The sequence below is a fragment of the Nocardioides sp. Root140 genome (genome assembly GCF_001426745.1).
GTDB lineage: Bacteria > Actinomycetota > Actinomycetes > Propionibacteriales > Nocardioidaceae > Nocardioides.
In genome coordinates, this window is sequence record NZ_LMFI01000016.1 from 206,385 (window position 1) to 226,732 (window position 20,348).

18 protein-coding genes are annotated in these 20,348 nt (G+C 70.3%); 3 read left to right on the plus strand and 15 right to left on the minus strand.

What is annotated here, in order from left to right; all coding sequences use genetic code 11:
• The first annotated feature begins 134 nt into the window (after positions 1-134).
• Positions 135-2,180 carry a glycosyltransferase family 2 protein gene (locus tag ASD30_RS24985; RefSeq protein WP_056688773.1) on the plus strand — a complete coding sequence of 682 codons (2,046 nt, stop codon included), beginning with the start codon at positions 135-137 and terminating at the stop codon, positions 2,178-2,180.
• 198 nt (positions 2,181-2,378) lie between these two features.
• Here ASD30_RS24985 and ASD30_RS24990 read toward each other — a convergent pair whose 3' ends face one another.
• The gene (locus tag ASD30_RS24990; RefSeq protein ID WP_056688776.1) at positions 2,379-4,517 is read right to left on the minus strand and encodes an acyltransferase family protein; all 2,139 of its coding nucleotides are present in this window, start codon (positions 4,515-4,517) and stop codon (positions 2,379-2,381) included.
• A gap of 129 nt (positions 4,518-4,646) precedes the next feature.
• Here ASD30_RS24990 and ASD30_RS24995 point away from each other — a divergent pair, with 129 nt between their 5' ends.
• On the plus strand, positions 4,647-6,044 hold the full coding sequence (locus ASD30_RS24995) for a bifunctional cytidylyltransferase/SDR family oxidoreductase (protein ID WP_235529970.1): 1,398 nt from the start codon (positions 4,647-4,649) through the stop codon (positions 6,042-6,044).
• Position 6,045: 1 nt separating this feature from the next.
• On the opposite strand, the gene ASD30_RS25000 is transcribed toward ASD30_RS24995, so the two are convergent.
• From ASD30_RS25000 to ASD30_RS25015, 4 genes are all read right to left on the minus strand, one after another.
• On the minus strand, positions 6,046-8,937 hold the full coding sequence (locus tag ASD30_RS25000; RefSeq protein ID WP_056688782.1) for a CDP-glycerol glycerophosphotransferase family protein: 2,892 nt from the start codon (positions 8,935-8,937) through the stop codon (positions 6,046-6,048).
• A gap of 119 nt (positions 8,938-9,056) precedes the next feature.
• Complete coding sequence (locus ASD30_RS25005) at positions 9,057-10,034, minus strand: ABC transporter substrate-binding protein (protein WP_056688785.1); 978 nt, start codon at positions 10,032-10,034, stop codon at positions 9,057-9,059.
• The gene (locus ASD30_RS25010) at positions 9,958-10,761 is read right to left on the minus strand and encodes an ABC transporter permease (protein WP_082564165.1); all 804 of its coding nucleotides are present in this window, start codon (positions 10,759-10,761) and stop codon (positions 9,958-9,960) included. The genes ASD30_RS25005 and ASD30_RS25010 overlap by 77 nt, the downstream gene beginning before the upstream one ends.
• A gap of 209 nt (positions 10,762-10,970) precedes the next feature.
• The gene (locus ASD30_RS25015; protein WP_235529971.1) at positions 10,971-11,621 is read right to left on the minus strand and encodes an ABC transporter permease; all 651 of its coding nucleotides are present in this window, start codon (positions 11,619-11,621) and stop codon (positions 10,971-10,973) included.
• A gap of 54 nt (positions 11,622-11,675) precedes the next feature.
• Here ASD30_RS25015 and ASD30_RS25020 point away from each other — a divergent pair, with 54 nt between their 5' ends.
• Positions 11,676-12,662, plus strand: a complete 987-nt coding sequence (locus ASD30_RS25020) for an ABC transporter ATP-binding protein (protein WP_442938278.1) — start codon at positions 11,676-11,678, stop codon at positions 12,660-12,662.
• Between the two features lie 125 nt (positions 12,663-12,787).
• Here the strand turns inward: ASD30_RS25020 and ASD30_RS25025 are convergent, their stop codons facing one another.
• From ASD30_RS25025 to ASD30_RS25070, 10 genes are all read right to left on the minus strand, one after another.
• The gene (locus ASD30_RS25025; RefSeq protein WP_056688788.1) at positions 12,788-13,375 is read right to left on the minus strand and encodes a hypothetical protein; all 588 of its coding nucleotides are present in this window, start codon (positions 13,373-13,375) and stop codon (positions 12,788-12,790) included.
• 9 nt (positions 13,376-13,384) lie between these two features.
• A complete protein-coding gene (locus tag ASD30_RS25030; RefSeq protein ID WP_056688983.1) occupies positions 13,385-13,825 on the minus strand; it encodes a DUF3180 domain-containing protein in 441 nt (146 codons plus the stop codon).
• A 53-nt stretch (positions 13,826-13,878) separates the two neighbouring features.
• A complete protein-coding gene (folK, locus tag ASD30_RS25035) occupies positions 13,879-14,448 on the minus strand; it encodes a 2-amino-4-hydroxy-6-hydroxymethyldihydropteridine diphosphokinase (protein WP_056688790.1) in 570 nt (189 codons plus the stop codon).
• A complete protein-coding gene (gene folB, locus ASD30_RS25040) occupies positions 14,445-14,816 on the minus strand; it encodes a dihydroneopterin aldolase (RefSeq protein ID WP_056688793.1) in 372 nt (123 codons plus the stop codon). The genes folK and folB overlap by 4 nt, the downstream gene beginning before the upstream one ends.
• Positions 14,813-15,262, minus strand: a complete 450-nt coding sequence (locus ASD30_RS25045; protein ID WP_056688796.1) for a YybH family protein — start codon at positions 15,260-15,262, stop codon at positions 14,813-14,815. The genes folB and ASD30_RS25045 overlap by 4 nt, the downstream gene beginning before the upstream one ends.
• The gene (folP, locus tag ASD30_RS25050; protein WP_235532677.1) at positions 15,262-16,092 is read right to left on the minus strand and encodes a dihydropteroate synthase; all 831 of its coding nucleotides are present in this window, start codon (positions 16,090-16,092) and stop codon (positions 15,262-15,264) included. The genes ASD30_RS25045 and folP overlap by 1 nt, the downstream gene beginning before the upstream one ends.
• A 31-nt stretch (positions 16,093-16,123) precedes the next feature.
• The gene (folE, locus tag ASD30_RS25055; RefSeq protein ID WP_056688799.1) at positions 16,124-16,738 is read right to left on the minus strand and encodes a GTP cyclohydrolase I FolE; all 615 of its coding nucleotides are present in this window, start codon (positions 16,736-16,738) and stop codon (positions 16,124-16,126) included.
• Positions 16,735-18,756 (minus strand): ATP-dependent zinc metalloprotease FtsH, encoded by a 2,022-nt coding sequence (gene ftsH, locus ASD30_RS25060; RefSeq protein WP_082564168.1) that lies wholly within the window; start codon positions 18,754-18,756, stop codon positions 16,735-16,737. The genes folE and ftsH overlap by 4 nt, the downstream gene beginning before the upstream one ends.
• Positions 18,757-18,856: 100 nt before the next feature.
• Positions 18,857-19,408 carry a hypoxanthine phosphoribosyltransferase gene (gene hpt, locus ASD30_RS25065; protein ID WP_056688802.1) on the minus strand — a complete coding sequence of 184 codons (552 nt, stop codon included), beginning with the start codon at positions 19,406-19,408 and terminating at the stop codon, positions 18,857-18,859.
• Positions 19,409-19,456: 48 nt separating this feature from the next.
• Positions 19,457-20,296, minus strand: a complete 840-nt coding sequence (locus tag ASD30_RS25070) for a VOC family protein (RefSeq protein WP_056688805.1) — start codon at positions 20,294-20,296, stop codon at positions 19,457-19,459.
• Positions 20,297-20,348 lie beyond the last annotated feature (52 nt).

Sequence of the window (20,348 nt, forward strand, 5' to 3'; positions counted from 1 at the left end):
GACCGCCTCTGCACTCCTGATCCGGCGTACCGCCGCTGTTAGAGTGCGGTCGCGGCGGCCGGATCACCTCCGGCGCCCCGAACTTCGCGAAAGGCTCCGATGTTGCTCCCCTCCCACGGCGAAGCCCGCTGAGCGTGGCCGCCGAAGGAGTGCGCGCGGCTCCCGGCAAGGTGCGCCGGGCCGTACGCCGACGCCTGGCCGCGAGCAACCCGGTCCTGACGGTCGTCATCCCGGTCTACAACGTGGCGGCGTACCTGCCCGAGTGCCTCGACAGCGTGCTGGGCCAGACGCTGTCCGAGCTCGAGGTCATCGCCGTCGACGACGGTTCCACGGACTCCTCCCCCGAGATCCTGCGTGACCGCGCCCGTCGTGACCCACGGCTGCGGGTGATCACGCAGGCCAACTCCGGTCAGGGCATCGCCCGCAACGTGGCGGCCGCCCAGGCCCGCGGTGAGTTCCTCACGTTCTGCGACGCCGACGACACCGTGCCGCCGCGCGCGTACGCCCACATGGTCGGCGTGCTGCGAGAGACAGGGTCCGACTTCGTGGTCGGGGCCGCCCGACGGGTCGCCGCCGGGAAGAACCTGGGCGTCGCCTTCCGTGACGCCCACCTCGTCGACCGTCTCGGCACCACGATCGAGGAGACGCCGGTCGCGATGCAGGACATCATCGCCTGCAACCGGGTGGTGCGGACTGCGTTCTGGGTCGATCGGGTGCCGGCGTACCGCGGCCACATCGCCTACGAGGACCACGTGCCCGGGTTGGCGGCGTACGTCCGGGCGGAGCGCTTCGACCTGCTGACCAACGTCACCTACAACTGGCGGGTCCGCGAGGACAACACCTCCACCGGGCAGCAGAAGGCGAACCTCGAGAACCTCCTCGACCGGATCGCGGTGAAGGAGGAGGCCAGCGAGCTGCTCCTCGCCGAGGCCCCGCCGGCGGTGTACGCCGCGTGGGTGGGCCGCTGCCTGAGCGTCGACTTCCCGCCGTTCCTCGCACACGGGCTGGTGGGGAACGACATGTACCGCAACGTGCTGAGCGCGACGTACCGCACGTTCCTGGACCGCGCCTCGACGGAGACGTGGCTGGCCGTGCCCCAGGTGAACCGTCTGCGTGGGTGGCTGTGCGCGCAGGGGCGCTGGAGCGACCTGGCCGCGGTCGACGAGCGGATCGAGACCCGGGGACGCCTGCCCCGCACGGAGGTGCGTGACGGGCTCGTCCTCGCGGTCCGCGAGCCCAGCCTGGCCGACGTCCCCGACGAGCTCTGGCAGATGTCGGAGCAGGAGACCGGGTTGATCGCCGCCGTCAGGTCGGTGCACTCACCGGCCCCCGGCACCGTGCGCATCTCGGGTTTCGCTGCGATCCGTGCCCTGGACTGCTCCCACGAGGCCCCGCAGACGCAGGCCTGGCTGCACGACCCGTCGACCGGCCGCACGGTCCCGCTGTCGGTGGAGCAGTACGCCGACCCGGCGGCGAACGTCTGGACCAGTCACCTCAACGCCAGCTACGACCACGCGGCGTTCCAGGTCGACGTGCCCGCCACCGAGCTCGGCACGGACCCGGACACGACCTGGGTCCTGCACCTGAAGGTCTCGCAGCAGGGCGTCGTCCGCGAGGGCACCGTGCATGCCGCCGTCGAGGGATCTGCCGGACACCACCTGCGTCCGGTCGAGGTGGGCTCCGGCTCCGTCACCCCCGCGCTCTCCGGTGCGCTCGGCCTCCACCTCACCGTCAGCCCCGACAACGCGGGTTCCGGTGACGAGCTCGCTGACGCGGTTCTCCGCGACGTCGAGCTGACCGACGGGACGCTCGTGCTGACCATGGAAACACCGGACGGCCGACGCCCGGCCGCACTGCGGCACGAGACCACCGACCTGGAGCCGACGTACGTCGAGCCGGCTCTCGTCGAGCCGGCGCACGACGAGCCCGGTGGCGACGAGCCCGGTGGCGACGTCACCCGGATCGGCTTCGGACTGGCCGACCTGCCCGACGGCGACCTGCTCCTCGGCACCCCGGACTCCCTCACCGTGGCGCCTGACCTCTGGCAGCGCCTGCCCGTGGCGCTGACCGCCGGCGACCCGGCCTCCGACGACCCGGCCTCCGACGACCTCAGCGTCGTCGTGCTCGTACGCCGAACCCGCCAGCTCGTCCTCCGCCTGTCGCGAACCGTGCATTCTTGATGCGCGAGCACCGGGTTCTTGGTGAACGCAGCGCCGCCTTTCGCGTTCAGCGGTAGCGGAAGGCTCGGCGAAGGGGTCAGGACAGCCCTGGGCTACCGCTGAACGCGATCTCGCTGCATCCACCAAGATTCCGGTGTTCGACGCGCAAGAACGCACGGTTCGCGCATCAAGAATCCACGGTTCGAGGGGTGTGCTGGGTCAGCGCTTCTTCGTGAGGGACTTCTCGACCATCGGCACGAGGTCACGGCCGAGGAACGGGCCGAGCGTCTCGGAGTACGTCGCGGTGATGTGCGAGGCATCGAAGTAGACCGCGACCCCACCGACGGCGACGTCGCAGTACTTCGGGCCGCAGATGCGGTCGGTCAGGTCGACGACGGAGACCATCGGGTCGTCGATGTCCTCGGCCGCGTTGGCGAGGGCGTCGTTCGGCACCCAGTCCTTGCGGAGGCCGGTGCAGGCACCCAGGCCGTCCTCGTGCTCGGCCGTGCACTCCGGGCCGTTCACGTCGGTGGAGCCGGGCAGCGGGGTGTCGTGGATGACCACGACGCGCTGGCCCTGGGCGATCCAGTCGGAGAGGTAGTCGCGGTAGCCCTGCTCCCACAGCTCCTGCTCGTTGCCGTCCTCGGCGTCCACGGGCTTGCGACCGTTGCGCTCGGAGGTGACCACGACGTCGAAGTCGCCCTTCGCGGTCGTGTCGAGCACCCGCTGGCCCCAGTCGAGGCAGCCCTCGGACTCCTCGTCGGTCTTGAACTCGACCTTGGTGCGGGTCGCGGTGCACTCGGAGGCAAGGATCGTGGTGATGTGCCAGCCCTGGTTCTCGGCGACCACCTGCAGCGCGGGAAGCCAGTGCCCGGCGTGCGAGTTGCCCACCAGCGCGATGTGTACGTCGGACGCCTCGTCGCCGTACTCACACGTCTTGAGGCCGTCGAAAGGGATCCATTCCCAACAACCGTCGCGGTAGGCGTCGGACTTGTCGTCGATGGCCAGGTTCGGCGCGGGGACGACCGGACCCTCGGTGATGCGCGGGCACTGTGACCCGTCGGCGAGCGAGGCCGCGCCGAAGCAGGGGTCGTCGCTGCCCTTGGCGTCGGAGAGTGCCTGGCGGGCCTGGTCCTGCTGCTTCTCGAAGTAGCGGTCGAGCGTGTGGGCGGCGCCCCAGACCAGTGCCATTGCGAGCACCATCGCCAGGAACGGCTTGAACAGCGGCTTGCGGAACCGGGCCTGCCGGAAGACGTCCTCGATGAAGTACTTCGTCAGGGTGGCGAGCACGAGGGTGACGACGATGATCGCCAGCTTGTTCTCGAGGGTCAGCGGGTGGCCAGTGGCCTGCGGCACCAGCACGACCATCGGCCAGTGCCAGAGGTAGACCGAGTAGGAGATGTCGCCGAGGAACTGGATCGGCTTCCACGCCAGGATCGGTCCGGGCGAATGCCGCTTCAACGGCGCGTCCACGGCAATGACGGCCACCGTGCCGAGCACCGGCAACAGGGCCTGCCAACCCGGGAACGGCGTACTGCCGGTGTAGGTGAACGCGGTCAGTGCGATCGCCCCGAAGCCGAGCCAGGCGACCGCGGAGCGGGCCGCCTCGGGGATCAGCACGTGCTCGTGGTCGACGTCGCGGCCGAACGCGCGCCGCGACAGCAGGCCGGCCAGCACGCCGCCGAGCCCGAGCTCCCAGATGCGGGTGGGGGTGACGAAGTAGGCGGCGGCCGGGTTCGAGGCGGTCTCGGTGATCGAGTAGACCAGCGAGGCGGCCACGGCGAGGGCCAGACCGGGTACGACGACCCGGGTCGCCGGGCGCTTGAGGACCCGCGCCAGCACGAAGAGCAGCAGGAGCAGGATCGGCCAGCCGAGGTAGAACTGCTCCTCGATCGAGAGCGACCAGTAGTGCTGCACCGGCGACGGGGCAGCCTCGGCCGCGAGGTAGTCGACCGAGCTGGAGGCGAGGTTCCAGTTGACGTAGTAGAGGGTCGCGGCCTTGATCTGGGCCGCGGTGCTCCCCCACTCGGTCTCGGGCGCGAACATCCGGCTGCCCACCACGGAGAGCGCCAGCACGAGCAGCGACGCCGGCAGCAGCCGCTGGATGCGACGCGCCCAGAAGCCCAGCAGGTCCTTGGCACCGGTCGGCGGGTGCGCCAGCAGGTGCGAGGTGATCAGGAAGCCCGAGATCACGAAGAAGACGTCGACGCCGACGAAGCCGCCGGTCATCCGGTTCGGCCAGAGGTGGAACAGGAAGACCAGGCTGACGGCCAGTGCTCGGAGGGCCTGGATGTCGGTGCGGACCAGCGTCGCTGTCGCCTTCGCCTTCACGGTCAACGGGCTCAGGGTGTCGGGCACGTGCAGCCTTCCGGCGGGACTAAAGAACGTCGGTCAGGATAACCGCCGACCCGGCGGGACCCTATTCACGTCTATCCTGTGACCGGCCGCAACCGGGGCCGCCACGGCGGTCCGACCTCGAGGAGCTTGGTGAAGAACATCGCAGTACTCCTGGCCGGAGGCGTGGGCACACGCGTCGGCCTCGACATCCCCAAGCAGCTCATCAAGATCGCCGGGCGGCCGATCATGGAGCACACGCTGGCCACCCTCGACGCCCACCCGATGGTCGACGAGATCATCATCCTGATGGCGCAGGGCCACCTCGACGCCGTGCACGCGATGATCCGCACCGGCGGCTACACCAAGGTCACCCAGGTGCTCGAGGGCGCCGAGACGCGCAACGACACCACGCTCCGCGCGATCCGCGCGATCCCCGACGAGGAGGCCAACCTCCTCTTCCACGACGCGGTCCGCCCGATGGTCACCGACCGCATCATCAGCGACTGCTTCGAGGCGCTCGAGAAGTACGACGCGGTCGACACCGCGATCCCGTCCGCCGACACGATCGTCGAGCTCGACGAGAACGGCATCATCAGCAACATCCCGCCGCGGGCCCGACTGCGCCGCGGCCAGACGCCCCAGTGCTTCAAGGCGTCCGTGATCCGTCGGGCGTACGACGAGGCCGGCAAGGACCCCGACTTCGAGGCCACCGACGACTGCACGGTGGTGCTCCGCTACACCCCCGACGTACCGATCGGGATCGTGGCCGGCGACGACCGCAACATGAAGGTCACCGAGCCGATCGACGTCTACCTGGCCGACAAGCTGTTCCAGCTGACCTCGACCGACCTGCCGGCACCGCGCACGGAGCAGGAGTACCGCGACGCCCTGGCCGGCAAGACGATGGTGGTCTTCGGTGCGTCGTACGGCATCGGCCTGGACCTCGTCGAGCTGGCCCGGTCCTACGGCTGCACGGTCCACGGCTTCAGCCGTTCGGGCAGCCGCACGCACATCGAGCGGCGCGAGGACGTCGCCAAGGCGGCCCGCCAGGTGATGGAGTCCGACGGCCGCATCGACTTCGTGGTCAACACCGCCGGGGTGCTCCCCCGCGGCCAGCTGGCGGAGACGTCGGAGGAGACGATCTACGCGGCCACCGAGATCAACTACGTGGCCCCCGTGCTGATCGCCCAGGAGTTCTACCCGCACCTGCGGGCCTCCGGCGGGTCCTTGCTGCTGTTCACCAGCTCGTCGTACACCCGCGGTCGGAGCGGCTACTCGCTCTACTCCTCGGCCAAGGCCGCGGTCGTGAACCTCACCCAGGCCCTGGCCGACGAGTGGGCCGGCGAGGTGCGGGTCAACTGCATCAACCCGGAGCGCACCGGCACGCCGATGCGCACGAAGGCCTTCGGCGAGGAGGACCCCTCCACGCTGCTGGAGTCGACGGTCGTGGCCACCGCGGCCCTCGACGTGCTGCTGGCCCGCCAGACCGGCCACGTCATCGACGTCCGCAAGTCGGACCCGCTGGCCCTGGCCGACGACGAGATCTGACCTACCGGGGGAAGAGCAGGTCGACGGCCCGGGCGGCCGAGCGACCGTCCTGCCAGGCGTTGTACGTCGCGTTGAACTCGTCGATCGCCCACGCCCACTCGGCGGTCAGCGCCGGCACGTCGCGGACCAGGTCGATCACCTGCTCCGTGGTGTCGACCAGCGGCCCGGGTGCCGAGTTGGTGAACGGGAACAGGAAGCCCCGCTTCTCGTCGGCGTAGTCGACGAGGTCGGGCACCAGGAACACCATCGGCTTGCCGGTGAGCGCCATGTCGAAGCGCAGCGAGGAGTAGTCGAGCACGGCCACGTCGGCGGCCAGGATCAGGTCGTTGATCTCGGGGTACGCCGACACGTCGAGCACCCGCGCGCCCGACCCGGGCGGGTGGTGGAACCGGTGGCCGCGCAGCAGCACCACGTGGTCGGGGCCGAGCCGCTCGGCCATCCGCGCCACGTCGAGGTGCTGATGCATCGGCGCGGCCCGGTAGTTGGTGGCCAGGTCGTCGCGCCAGGTGGGGGCGTAGAGGATCGCGCTCTGGCCGGGCGCGATGCCCAGACGGTCACGCGCCAGCTCGCGCAGTGACTCGGCCGCCGGGCCCACGAGTACGTCGTCGCGCGGGTAGCCCTGGTTCAGGTAGGTGCCGTCGAAGCCGTACTGCTCGCGGTAGTGGAGCTCCATCTCGGGGCTCGGCACGCACGCCACCGTCCACTGCCGGGCGGTGTTGTCGAGCTGGGACTCCAGGCGCAGCGGCGAGAAGTTCTTCGCCCGCCACAGGCCGGTGCCCATCGCCTTGGAGGGGTAGCCGTGGAACGTCTGCACCAGTCGCTGGCCGGGCCTCGTGCGGAAGAAGCGGTTCATCTCGATGTTCGTCACGACGGTTCCCGCGCGGGCCAGCACGTCGTACCACCCGCGGCTGCGGATCAGCACCGGCCGGCTGCCCACGGGCGCCGGGACGCTGTGGTCGGCCACGCCCCACACGGCCCGCAGCTCCGGGCGGTGCTGGCGCATCTCGTCGAAGATCGCCCGCGGGCTGTCGGTGGTCCCGGAGCCGGCGTAGCTGTGGAACACGACGAGGTTCGGGTCGAGGGGTGCGGTCGTCGCGGCGTACGTCGCCCGGAGGCGGGCCTGCGCCCAGGGGCCGAGCTCGTCCTCGCGCAACGGCGCGGCCAGGTCGACCAGGATCTGGTCGCGAAGGCCCCGCACCAGGCGGATCCGGTGGCTGCGGGTGAGGCGCTCGCGAGGAGTCTGGTCGGCAAGGTCGCGCGGGATCGGCAGGTCGCCGTGGGCGCTGGCCGAGGCCCAGGCGAAGTGCCAGGTGCCACTGGGGAGGGGTCGCGCGGACAGCTCCCACGGCTGGTGGCGCAGCGGCACCACGGCGGTGAAGTCGCGACCGTTGGTGGTCACCCGGGCAGGCACCCGCCAGTCACCGTTGCGGAGCTCGAGGGTGAAGTCGGCCGGGGTGGTGCCGTGCAGCACGATCGACTCCCCCAGCTCGACGGCCGAGACGACCGGCGCCGAGGTCGGTTCGGGGCGCGGCTCCGGCTTGACCCCGCGGTGGATGCGGAAGCCGTGGCGACTGTCGAAGGACGCGCGCCCGGACAGGCCGACGTCGGGCAGCCCGGCAGAGCCGCGGGCGTCGCGATCCGTGGCCCGTCCCCAGAGGGTCACACCGCCCACGGAGAGGCCGATCTCGAGCGTCCACGGGCCGTCCAGCGTGAGCCAGTTCGGGTCGACGGCGATCTCGAGGCCGGCGGCGTCGTGGTTCTGGTAGGCCTGACGGAAGTGCCGGGTGGCGGCGCGGTCGGGGCGGCTCTCGGGGGTCAGTGCCACGCGTGCACCGGTGCGGGCGTGGGCCATGCGCGCCCGGAACTGCGGCGGGTGCGCGGCGAAGTCGATCCAGCGACAGGCCGCGAAGACCGTGAGCCGCACGAGGTGGCCGTCGCGGCGCACCCGGCGCAGCGATACCTCCAGCCGGGGGCGGATCTCGAACACGTCGTCGGGGACGTCGACCCCCGGCACCGGCAACACCGCCAGCAGCCGCTCGCCGTCCAGCCGGGTCGGGAACTGGCCCTCGTCGAACCAGCGGTCCGCGGTGAACCTGCTCATCGCGGCGGCGTGACCGTGGGCCACCAGCCACAGGCGGAGCCGGGTCTCGACAGGAACGTCGAGGTGCCGGGCGCGGGGCAGGGTGTCGAGGGCGGTCGAGACCGCCTGGGCGAAGGCGGTCGTCTCGCCCGCGGTGGCGTGCTCGAGGTCGTCGAGGAACGAGCCGGCGTCATGGCACAGCACCCGGACCAGTACGTCGGGGTTGGTCAGCCCGGCCAGCATCCACGCGAACTCGCCGATCTCCGCGCAGGCGGCCGGCACGGTGCCGAACGGTGTGGACCACGTGCTGTCCGTGTCGCGCGTCGTGCGGTCGGCCAGCTCGCGTGCCGGGGCCGCGTCGAGGGCGGCCTGCCCGAACCGGCCGTGCGCCTCGAGGAACTCCGGTGCCGACTTCGCGCGCCACAGGCGGGCGCCGAGGGTGGCCCCGCGCCCGGAGAGGGTGTCCTCGGCGGCGGCCAGGTCGCCCACGAGCGTGGCCAGCGCCCAAGGCTCCAAGGCCTCATTTGCCTCGAGGTAGAGGAGCGTGTCACTGGAGGCGGAGGTGGTGCCGGCATTGCGCGCCGCGTTCGCGGTCTCGTTGGGGAGCAGCACCCGCACGCCCTCGATGCCGCGCAGGTCGGTGGGACCGACGCCGCCCCAGGGGCAGAGCAGGATCTCGGACGGCGGCTCGTCCTGGCCGGCCAACGACTCCAGGCACACGCCGAGGTGTCGCACCTGCCGCGGCCCGACCGTCACGACGACGGCCACCGACGTACGACGGCGGCGCACCGCACGGCGTACCCGATCCAGCACGTGTCCTCCCACTCCCAGCCGACCCGTCGGCAGTTCCTGACGAGCCGTGATTTGCTGCCGAGCCTAGTGGAGGTCGGGTGCTTCAGCCGGGAGCGTCCGACCTCGAGGACCGGGGTGTGTCAGAGCAGGTCGTGGTCCTCCAGGTAGTCCTTGGCCACGTCGGAGGCCTTCTCGCGCTCCGCGGTCACCCGGCCGTTGAGCTCGACCAGGTCGTCGGTGGTCAGGATCGCCATCAACGGGTTGAGCACGTCGGCGACGTCGGGGTGGGCCTTCAGGAACTTCGTGCTCACCGCGGGCACGAGGTTCTGCACCGGCTGGACCGCCTTGTCGTCCTCGAGCAGGACCATGCCGCGGGCCTCGAGGGTGCCGTCGGTGGTGCTGGTCAGGCCGAGCTGCGACTCGTCGTCCTCGACCGACTTGAAGGTCTGTGCGCTGGCGAAGCCGAGCGGCAGGATGTCGTCGATCTTGATGCCGTAGACCTCCTCGAGGCCCTTGCCGCAGTCGAGGCGCTCCGCGCAGTCGGGGTGCGCCGCCAGGGTGACGGTCTTGCCCTCGAGGTCGGAGAGCTTGCTGACCGAGTTCTCCTCGGCGTACTCCTCGGTGACGAAGAACGCGTTGGTGTCAGCGGCCTCGGCGGGGTCGAGGAGCGTGACGCCCTTCTTCTTCAGCACCCCGGCACCGGCGGCGAGCGTCGCCTCGAGGTCACCGGTGCTCAGCGGCTTGGCGTCCGCGCCGTTCTGCGTCGTGTTGAGGAACTCGATGGTGCCGCCGACGTACTCGGGCGCCACGTCGATGTCGTCGGGGAACTGGTTCATGTAGATGTCGCGGCTGGTGACCAGCTTGGTCTCGACGTCGTAGCCGGCCCTGTCGAGCAGCAGTTCGTACATGCTGGCCATCAGCGCGGCCTCGTCGAACGACTGGCCGGACAGTCGCAGCTCGCCCTTGTCCGTGTCGGTGTCCGTGCTGGCGGTGTTGCTCGACGTCGCCTTGTCGTCGCCCTTGGTGTCGTCGTCCGAGAGGTCATCGCCCGCGCAGGCCGACGCCCCCATCAACGACGTCGCCATCAGTGCCGCCACCATCATCTGTCGTACCCGCATGGTTGCCACCTTCTGTGTCCCGTGGTCGAGTGCCACGCGTGTCCGGTCGTGCCGTCTGGAGGGAACGCTGCACCATCGCGGCGGAGACTTCAAGGAGCAGGGCCACGGCGGCGACGACAACCGCTGCGCCGATGCCCTGCGCGTAGTCGTGCTTGTAGAAACCGGCCGTGATCAGGTTGCCGAGCCCCGGGCCGTCGACCAGCGCGGCGATGGTGGCCGTGGCCCACACCTGCACCAGCGCCAGGCGGACTCCGGCGGCCACCAGGGGCATGGCCAGCGGGAGTTCGACGCGGACGAACCGTTGCCATCCGCTCATGCCCATGCCGTCGGCGGCCTCGCGTACGTCGCGGGGCACCTCGTCGACGCCCACGTAGGCGTTGGTGATGATCGGTGGCAGTGCGAAGAGGGCCAGGGCGATCAGGGTGGCCAGTCCGGCGCGGCCGTAGGGACCGAGGTGCTCGGTGCCGACCGGCTCCCACATCACCAGCAGGGCGAGCACGGCGAACGTCGGCACCGCCCGGCCCACGCCGGCCACGTTGATCGCCACGAAGCCGCCCCGGCCGAGGTGCCCGAGCCACAACGCGATCGGCAGGCCGATCGCCAGCGCCACTCCGAGGGCCGTGAAGGTCAGCAGCAGCTGCTGGAGCAGCAGGTGCCAGATGCCGTCGTCGCCAAGCCAGTTGGCGCCGTCGCCCAACCAGGCCGCGGTGTCGCGGAGGAGCCTCATGCGGGGTCCCCGGCGAGTTGTTCGGCGGAGGAGCGCAGCGGAGGAGTCGAAGAACTCGTTGGGGTGCTCATGCGGGGTCCCCGGCGAGTTGTTCGGCGGAGGAGCGCAGCGGAGGAGTCGAAGAACTCGTTGGGGTGTTCATGCGGGGTCCCCGGCGAGTTGTTCGGCGGAGGAGCGCAGCGGAGGAGTCGAAGAACTCGTTGGGGTGCTCATGCGCGCACCCCCCTGGTCCACGGCGTGGCCAGGCGCTGCACCAGCATCAGCGCGACGTCGAGCACCAGCGCGATGGCCACGCAGATCAGGCTCGCGGCCAGGACCTGGGCTCGGAAGTCGTTGGGTACGCCGACGAAGAGCAGGTTGCCGAGTCCGCCGTACGACACCAGGGCACCGACCGTGGTCAGCGCGACGGTGGAGACGGTCGCGATGCGCAGGCCGGCCATGATCACCGGCAGCGCCAGCGGCAGCTCGATGCGCCACAGCAGCCTGGCCCGCGAGTAGCCGAGCCCGGTCGCGGACTCGATCACCTCGTCGGGCACCGCCCGCAGCCCCTCGACCATGTTGCGCACCAGGATGGTCAGCGAGTAGAGCGCCAGGCCGAGGACCACGGTGGTGCGGGTCAGTCCGGTGAACGGCACGAGCAGCGGGAACAGCGCCAGCGACGGCAGTGTGTAGATGCCCGTGCAGATGCCGAGGATCGCGGCCTCGAGCTTCGGGAAGCGGCGGGCCAGCAGGGCCAGCGGCAACGCCATCGCCAGTCCGAGCAGTACGGCGAGCGCCGTGATGGTGAGGTGCTGGACGGTGGCGTCGATCAGCTCCTGCTTGCGATCGACGTAGTAGTCGCCGCAGAACCATTCGTTCACGAACAGGCTGTAGCAACTCGGCTCGTCGGACGCGCCTGTCGATAGGGTCACCCCATGGACGGTATCGAAGATCCGATGATCCGGCTGTCAGGCGTCAGCAAGACGTACGCCGACGGCACGACCGCCGTCCATGAGCTCGACCTCGAGGTGAGGCGCGGCGAGATGGTGACGCTCGTCGGCCCGTCCGGCTGCGGCAAGTCGACCACCCTGAAGATGATCAACCGGCTGATCGAGCCCACCACCGGATCGATCTTCATCGACGGCGCCGACGTGACCGACGCCGACCCGGTCAAGCTCCGCCGCGGGATCGGCTACGTGATCCAGCAGGTCGGCCTGTTCCCGCACCAGAAGATCCTGACCAACGTGATGACCGTGCCGCTGCTCTACGGCGAGTCGAAGTCCGTGGCCCGACGCCGCGCCCTCGAGCTGATGGAGCTGGTCGGCCTCGAGCCCGACCAGCACGCCGACCGCTACCCGCACCAGCTCTCGGGTGGACAGCGTCAACGCGTCGGCGTGGCCCGGGCCCTGGCCGCGAACCCGCCGGTGCTGCTGATGGACGAGCCCTTCGGCGCGGTCGACCCCGTCGTGCGTGGCCGGCTTCAGGAGGAGTTCCGGCGGCTCCAACGCGACCTGGGCAAGACGGTCGTCCTCGTCACCCACGACATCGACGAAGCCGTGCGCATGGGAGACCGGGTCGCGGTCTTCGCCGAGGGCGGCCGCCTCGCGCAGTACGACGTACCGGCGGTGGTGCTCGGCTCGCCGGCCGACGACTTCGTGGCGTCGTTCGTGGGCGCGGCGCGCGGCCTGCGGCGGTTGGCGGTCACGCCGATCGACCCGGCCCACCTCGAGCCCCTGGACGGCGTCCGCGCCGGAGAGCTGGGCGCGGCCATCGACGTCGGCGCAACCCTCGAGGACGCACTGGCCCTGATGATGCGCGAGGACAAGCCGATGGTCGGCGTACGCCGCGGTGCGCAGTTCGTCGGGGTGCTGACCCCGAACGGCATCCACAAGGCCCTGCGCGCCTCCGTCAACGACGCCTGACCCGCCCCTCCCCCGTGCAACGCTCCGTCCATGTCACTTCGCACCCGACCGGCAGGGTGCGAAGTGACGACAACCCCGCACAAGTCGTGCGGGGTTGTCGTGTCGTACGGCGACCAGAGGTGCGGTCAGGCGTGCTTGCGCACCGGCATCGCGGCGGCGTCTTCCCAGGCAGCGAGCTCGACCTTGAGGTCGGTGACCTGCTGCTCGAGCTCGGCGGCCAGCACGATCGCCTCGGCGGCGCGCGTCTCGGAGTCCTCGAGGCGACCGGACTCTGCGGTGAGGCGGGCCTCGGCCTGGTCGGCGCGACGCGACTCGTTGCCGAGCTTGAGCGTGGTCTCGGCGACCTTGCGCTGGGCCAGCGAGAGCTCACCCTCGAGCTCGTGGATGAGCTTCTGGCGAGCGGCGATCCGCTCGGTCATGGTGTCGGCGAACTTCTGGCTCTCGCGGGTGCGCTCGTCGGTCAGCACCGAGTAGGCCTTGGCCTGCTCGGCACGGTCACGGGCGGCGTCCTTGCGGGACTGCATGAGCTCGGAGTGGGTGATCTTGGTGGCGGCGGCCCCGAGGAGGACGGCCAGCACAGCAGAGACGGCGACGAGAAGGGACGATCCGCCGACCAACGCGCCGAGGACGACGAGGGAGGCGATCATGATGAGGGCAACTGCGACCGTGATGCGGGTGCTCCGCTGACGGCGTCGGGCGTTGGGGGAAGCCATGCATCCAGACTAGGCGCCGTCGCCGCCGTCCCGGACCCGACACGCACGCTCGAGCAGTAGTGCTGCACCACACATGAGTCCGCCGCCCACCGCCGCGATGCCGGAGCGCAGGCTTCGCTGGTCGGCGAGCTCGGCCGGCAGGCCCAACCAGGCCACGGCGTAGCCGGCGTAGCCGCCCGCGGCCAGGGCCCCGACCAGGGCACAGGCCTTGGCCAGCACCAGCCGGTTCACGGCCCGATGCGGCTCGAGGAACTGGCGCCGCGCGATCGTGCGGTGCGTGGCCCACGCGGTCGCGCCCAGCATCGCGGCGACCAGGAACAGCGCCAGCACCTGGATCCAGGTCACCACCGGCGAGGAGTCGGCGTACCGCTGGGTGAGTGGGCGGATCGCCCAACCGACGACGAGGCCGACCGTCAGGCACGCCGCCAGTGCACCGGCGGCCGTGGGCACGACGCGGGGCTCCTCGGGCGGACGCTCGTCCCCCGACCCCGCGTCGGGAGGGGTCACTGCAGGTCGAGGGCCAGGTCGTCGCGGAGCTTGATGCCGCTCTGGTCGGCGGCCTCGAGGAGCTCGGCGACGGGGCCGGCGTCCGGCAGCACCGCGTCGGGCTCGAGGTCGAACCACGGCTTGAGCACGAACGCCCGGTCCTTGGCGCGCGGGTGCGGGAGGCGCAGGAAGTCGTCGTTGGCCCTGCGGTCACCCACCACGATGAGGTCGACGTCGAGGGTGCGGGGCGCGTTCTTCTCGCTGGGGCGGACCCGGTCGAAGGCGTCCTCGATGGCGAGGGCGCGGTCGAGCAGCGTCGAGGCGGGCAGCGTGGTGTCGAGGAGGACGACGGCGTTGAGGAACTGCTCGGAGCCCGGGGGCGCGCCGATCGGCTCGGTCTCGTAGACCCCGGAGACGGCCGTCACCCACACGTCGGGGGTGTCGGCGAGGGAGTCGACCGCGCCCTGGAGGCTGGCCAGGCGTTCGCCGAGGTTGGAGCCCAGTGCCAGCACCGCACGTCGGATCGGGTGCATCTCACCGGTGAGGGTGTCGGCATCGATGATGTTCGGGTTGGGTGTCTCAGTCACGGCTGCAACGTCCTCTTCCGGGTAATCGTCAGCGCAACATCCGAGAATGTTGCGTCAATGGGCGCGTCCGGCTTGTGAACCGTGACCCGGGTCCATTCAACACGATCGTCCAAGAGGCAGACGTCCGCTATCCGTTGGGCCAGGGTCTCGATCAGGTCGACCGGGTCGGTCTCCACGGCGGCTTTCACCGAATCCACGAGAATTCCGTAGTGCACGGTCTCACGCAAGTCGTCGGTGCGTGCCGCGGGGGTCGTGTCGATGCCCAGGACGAGGTCGATCACGAAGATCTGTCCCTCGCGGCGCTCGAAGTCGAAGACACCGTGGTGCCCGAAGCACTCGATGCCACTCACGGCCAGCTCGTCGGTCATTCGTCCTCCAGGTCGAGGTTGCTCAGAACCGGCCCTGCCTGATGGCACCAGAGCAGCCAGTCGGCACCGATCCGGTGGTAGACGCTGGTCACCGCCAGCTGCGACCCCGGCAGGTCGACGACGTCCTCCAGGGTGAGGACGCCGGGCAGGATGACGTTCTCCACGCAGGCCAGCCAGGCGACGCTGCCGCGGACGGCGACGTTGAGGTCCTCGAAGAGGAACTGGATGCCGGACGTGAGCTCGATGCCCTCGCTCAGCTGCGTGCGGACCTCGTCACGGCCCATGACGCCCGGCACTCCAGGGAACGTGCAGCTGATGTCGTCGGCGTCGATCCAGAACCCGAGGGCGGCGGCCGCGTCACCGCGCTCCCAGGCGGCGTAGAAGGCCCGGTGCGCGGCCTCCACGGCGGCCTCCTGGCCGGTGGTGTCGCCGACGCCGGCGATCATCAGGCCTCACCCGGGTCGTGCGCGAACCGCTCGACGACCCGGATCGCATCGGCACTGGCGCGTACGTCGTGCACCCGCACGCCCCACATGCCCTGCAGGCTGACGATCGTGGTGAGGGCCACGTTGGCGTGCTCGCGCTCTGCCACCGGCCGGGGTGCGTCTGCGGATCCGAGCAGGGTGCCGAGGAACGACTTGCGACTCGACCCGACCAGCACCGGGCGACCGAGGCCGACGAGCTCGTCGAGGTGCTTGAGCAGCTCCCAGTTGTGGTCCGGTGACTTGGCGAACCCGAGCCCGGGGTCGACCACGAGGCGCTCGAGGTCTACACCGGCGGCCAGCGCGTCGTCGATGCGGGCCGACAGCTCGTCACGGACGGCGCCCACGACACCGCCCGGGCCGTCGTACACGGCGTGCTGCTGCATCTCGGTGCTGTGCGCCCGCCAGTGCATGGCGACGTACAGCACGTCGTGGTCGGCGGCGACCCGCAGGATGTCGGGGTCGGCCAGCCCTCCGGAGACGTCGTTGATCACCACTGCGCCGGCCAGGGCGGCGGCCTCGGCGACCTCGGCGCGCATGGTGTCGACCGAGACTGCGGCGCCCTCGGCGGCCAGGGCGCTGATCACCGGCACCACCCGGTCGAGCTCTTCGGAGACCAGCGGACGGGTCGCTCCGGGACGGGTGGACTCGCCGCCGATGTCGAGGATGTCGGCGCCCTGGGCGATCAGCTCGCGGCCGTGGGCGATCGCGGTGTCGGTGGTCGCGAACCGTCCCCCGTCGGAGAACGAGTCGGGGGTGACGTTGACGATGCCCATGATCCGCGGACGGGTCATCGGCTCGGTCAGCGCACCGGATCGCACCGGTTCACCTTCTGCTGTGGATCAGCGCCATGGCCTCGGAGCGGGTGGCGGCGTTGTGCATCTGTCCGCGAACCGCCGAGGTGATGGTGCGGGCGCCGGCCTTGCGGACCCCGCGCATGGTCATGCAGAGGTGCTCGGCCTCGATCACCACGATCACGCCGCGGGCCTCGAGGATCTCCATGAGCGCGTCGGCGACCTGGGTGGTCAGGCGCTCCTGCACCTGGGGCCGCTTGGCGTAGACGTCGACCAGGCGGGCCAGCTTGGAGAGGCCGGTGATCTTGCCGGTCTCGGCCGGGATGTAGCCGACGTGGGCCACGCCGGTGAACGGCACCAGGTGGTGCTCGCACATCGACCACAGCTCGATGTCGCGCACCAGCACCATCTCGTCGTGCCCGATGTCGAAGGTGGTGGTCAGCACGTCGGCCGGCGTCTGGCGCAGGCCTGCGGTCATCTCGGCGTACGCCCTGGCCACCCGGGCCGGCGTGTCACGCAGGCCCTCGCGCTCGGGGTCCTCGCCGATCGCGGCCAGCAGCTCGCGGACGGCCTTCTCCGCGCGGTCGTGGTCGAAGTCCGGAACACTGGCCGGGTCAGGGTTCACGCCGCCGAAGGGCGCGATCATGCCTGGTCTCCGCCTTCGTTCTGACTCGGGAGACCACCCGCCGGCGGGGTCGAACTGTGTGGGGTTGCCAGGTCGGGGTCCGCGGACTCGGGTACGTCGGACTGTGCCGACGCCGGCACGCTGACCGGCGGCAGCGTCGAGGGCTGGCGGTGCGGGGAGCCCGTCCATGCCGGCCGCACCGGGCGGCGACGCAGCGGCACGAAGACCTCGGCGACCTCGGCCTTGTCGAGCGTCTCGCGCTCCATCAGGGCGAGCACCAGCGCGTCGAGGACGTCGCGGTTCTCCTCGAGGATGTCGAAGGCCTCCTGGTGGGCCTGGGCGAGGAACTTCTTGGTCTCCTCGTCGACGATCGCGGCGACGTCCTCGGAGTAGTTGCGGGTGTGGCCCATGTCGCGACCCAGGAACGGCTCGCCCTGCGGCTCACCCAGCTGGATCGCACCGAGGCGGTCGGTCATGCCGTACTGGGTGACCATCGCGCGGGCCAGGCTGGTGGCCTTCTCGATGTCGTTGCCCGCGCCCGTGGTCGGGTCGTGGAAGACCATCTCCTCGGCGGCCCGGCCGCCGAGCATGTAGGCCAGCTTGTCGAGCATCTCGGAACGGGTCTGGGAGTACTTGTCCTCGTCGGGCAGCACCATCGTGTAGCCCAGCGCGCGTCCGCGGGGCAGGATCGTGATCTTGTGCACCGGGTCGGTGCCGGGCAGGGCCGCGGCGACCAGGGCGTGTCCGCCCTCGTGGTAGGCGGTGATGAGCTTCTCCTTCTCGCTCATCAGGCGGGTGCGGCGCTGCGGGCCCGCGACCACGCGGTCGATCGCCTCGTCGAGGGAGGAGTCGGTGATCACCTTCTCGTTGAGGCGGGCAGTCAGCAGGGCCGCCTCGTTGAGCACGTTGGCCAGGTCGGCGCCGGTGAAGCCGGGCGTACGGCGAGCCACGCTGAGCAGGTCGACGTCGGGACCCATCGGCTTGCCGCGCGAGTGGACCTTGAGGATCTGGTGGCGACCGTTGAGGTCGGGGGCGTCGACGCCGATCTGGCGGTCGAAACGGCCGGGACGCAGCAGCGCCGGGTCGAGCACGTCGGGCCGGTTGGTGGCCGCGATCAGGATGACCCCGCCGCGGACGTCGAAGCCGTCCATCTCGACGAGGAGCTGGTTGAGGGTCTGCTCGCGCTCGTCGTGACCGCCGCCCATGCCGGCGCCACGGTGGCGACCGACGGCGTCGATCTCGTCGATGAAGACGATGGCCGGGGCGTTCTCCTTGGCCTGCTCGAAGAGGTCGCGGACGCGGCTGGCGCCGACACCCACGAACATCTCGACGAAGTCGGAGCCGGAGATGGAGTAGAACGGCACGCCCGCCTCGCCGGCGACCGCACGGGCCAGCAGGGTCTTGCCGGTGCCGGGAGGGCCGTAGAGCAGCACACCCTTGGGGATCTTGGCGCCGACGGCCTGGAACTTGGCAGGCTCCTGGAGGAACTCCTTGATCTCGCCGAGCTCCTCGATCGCCTCCTCGCAGCCCGCCACGTCGGCGAACGTGGACTTCGGCATGTCCTTGGAGATCAGCTTGGCCTTGGACTTGCCGAACTGCATCACCTTGCCGCCACCGCCCTGCACGCTGTTCATCAGGAAGATGAAGAGCAGGATGATCAGCGCGAACGGCAGCAGCGTCGCGAGGAGCTGGCCGATGAAGCTGGGCTGCGGGTTCTCGGAGTTCGACTTCTCGATCGTGCCCTTGTCGACCTGCTCGCGGGCCATCTTGATGAGGTCGTTCTGCTGGCCGTTGACCCAGTGGGTGACGACCTTGCGGCCGCCGTCACGGTCGACGTCGTCGTCCAGGGTTGCGCGGATCTCCTGGTCGTTGTCGAGGAAGGTGATCTCCTTGACCTCGCCGGTGCTGATGTATTTCTCCATCTGCGACGTCTGCACCTCGTCGTACCCACCATTGGGCGCGAGGTATTGCAGGCCGAGCAGTACGGCGACGACGGCCAGGACGATCCAGAGCCAGGGACCCTTGAATATGCGCTTCACAGACTTCTCTCGGGACAGCTCAGCACGTCGTCTGAGCGGTGACCATGTGAGGTTTGACGGTACATGGTCGCAGAAAGTCGGCCGCGATCAGGAGGGTCCGTCAGGAGTACACGTGCGGTGCGAGCGTGCCGATGTCACGCAGGTTGCGGTAGCGCTCCTTGAAGTCGAGGCCGTAGCCCACGACGAACTCGTTGGGGATGTCCCAGCCGACGTACTTCGGCTCGACCGGCATGGCCAGGGCCTCCGGCTTGCGCAGCAGGGTGGCGATCTCGACGCTGGCCGGGCTGCGGCTGCTCAGGTTGGAGATCAGCCAGCTCAGCGTCAGGCCGGTGTCGATGATCTCGTCGACGACCAGCACGTGACGGCCGGAGATGTCGGTGTCGAGGTCCTTGAGGATGCGGACCACGCCGCTCGACTTCGTGCCGGATCCGTAGGAGCTCACCGCCATCCAGTCCATCTCGACGTGGATCGGCAACGAGCGGGCCAGGTCGGCCATCACCATCACCGCACCGCGCAGCACGCCCACCATGAGGACGTCCTTGCCCTCGTAGTCGGCCGCGATGACGTCTGCCATCTCCTGCACCTTGGCCTGGATCTGTTCCTCGGTGAAGAGGATGTTGACCAGATCGCTCTCGACGTGGGCGGAATCCATGGGCGTCAGACTGCCACATGCCCCTGCTGCTGTGAGGGTCGACCCGGACTACGCCGGCGGGACGAACTGGCTCGCGGTGAAGACGGCGCCCTGCGGATCACGGATCACGGCGGCGCGCACCCACGGCAGGTCCACCGGTCCCTGCACCACCTCGGCCCCCAGCTCGGAGGCCCGGGCGACGACGGCGTCGGCGTCGTCGACCGCGAAGGTCACGCCCCAGTGCGGCGCGGCGTCGGCGTCGTCCTCCGGAATCGGGGAGAGCGCGGCGACCACCTCGTCGAAGCGGGCGGGTGCCCCCATCTCGGCCTGGCGATCACGGTTCCCCGGGTTGCGCTGCTCGAGGAAGTCGCCGTACGCCGGCAACGCCCACATCTGGCCGTCGCCCACGCCGATGACGTCCCAGCCGAACACCGCGCCGTAGAACGCCCCCGCCGCTGCGGAGTCGCGGGTGTGCAGGTCGTTGAAGTTCAGCGACCCGTGGGCGTTGACGCGTTCCGCGCCGCGGTTCTCCCGGGGTTGCCACAACCCGAGTGGCGCACCTTCGGCGTCGCGGACGGTCGCCGTACGCCCGACGCCGCCGTCGGGGCCGAGATCGACCGGTGCCGCGACGACCTCTCCTCCCGCCGACTTCGCGCGGGCGACGGCCGCGTCGGCGTCGTCCACCCACACGTAGGAGTTCCAGGCCGCGGGCTCGCCCTCACCCGAACCGATGGCGGCCACGGTCTCGCCCTCGAGTCGGGCGTAGGCGTAGCGCACCGGCGCGCTCGGTGGCGTGCGCTCCTCGAACTCCCAGCCGAAGAGCCCTCCGTAGAACGCCATCGCGGCGTCGACGTCGGGCGGGGTCAGGTCGATCCAGCAGGGGACGCCGGCAATGTATCGGTCGCTCATCGTTTGCTCCTGGTTGTCGGTGGTCGGTCCCGGACCACGCTAGGAGCGATTC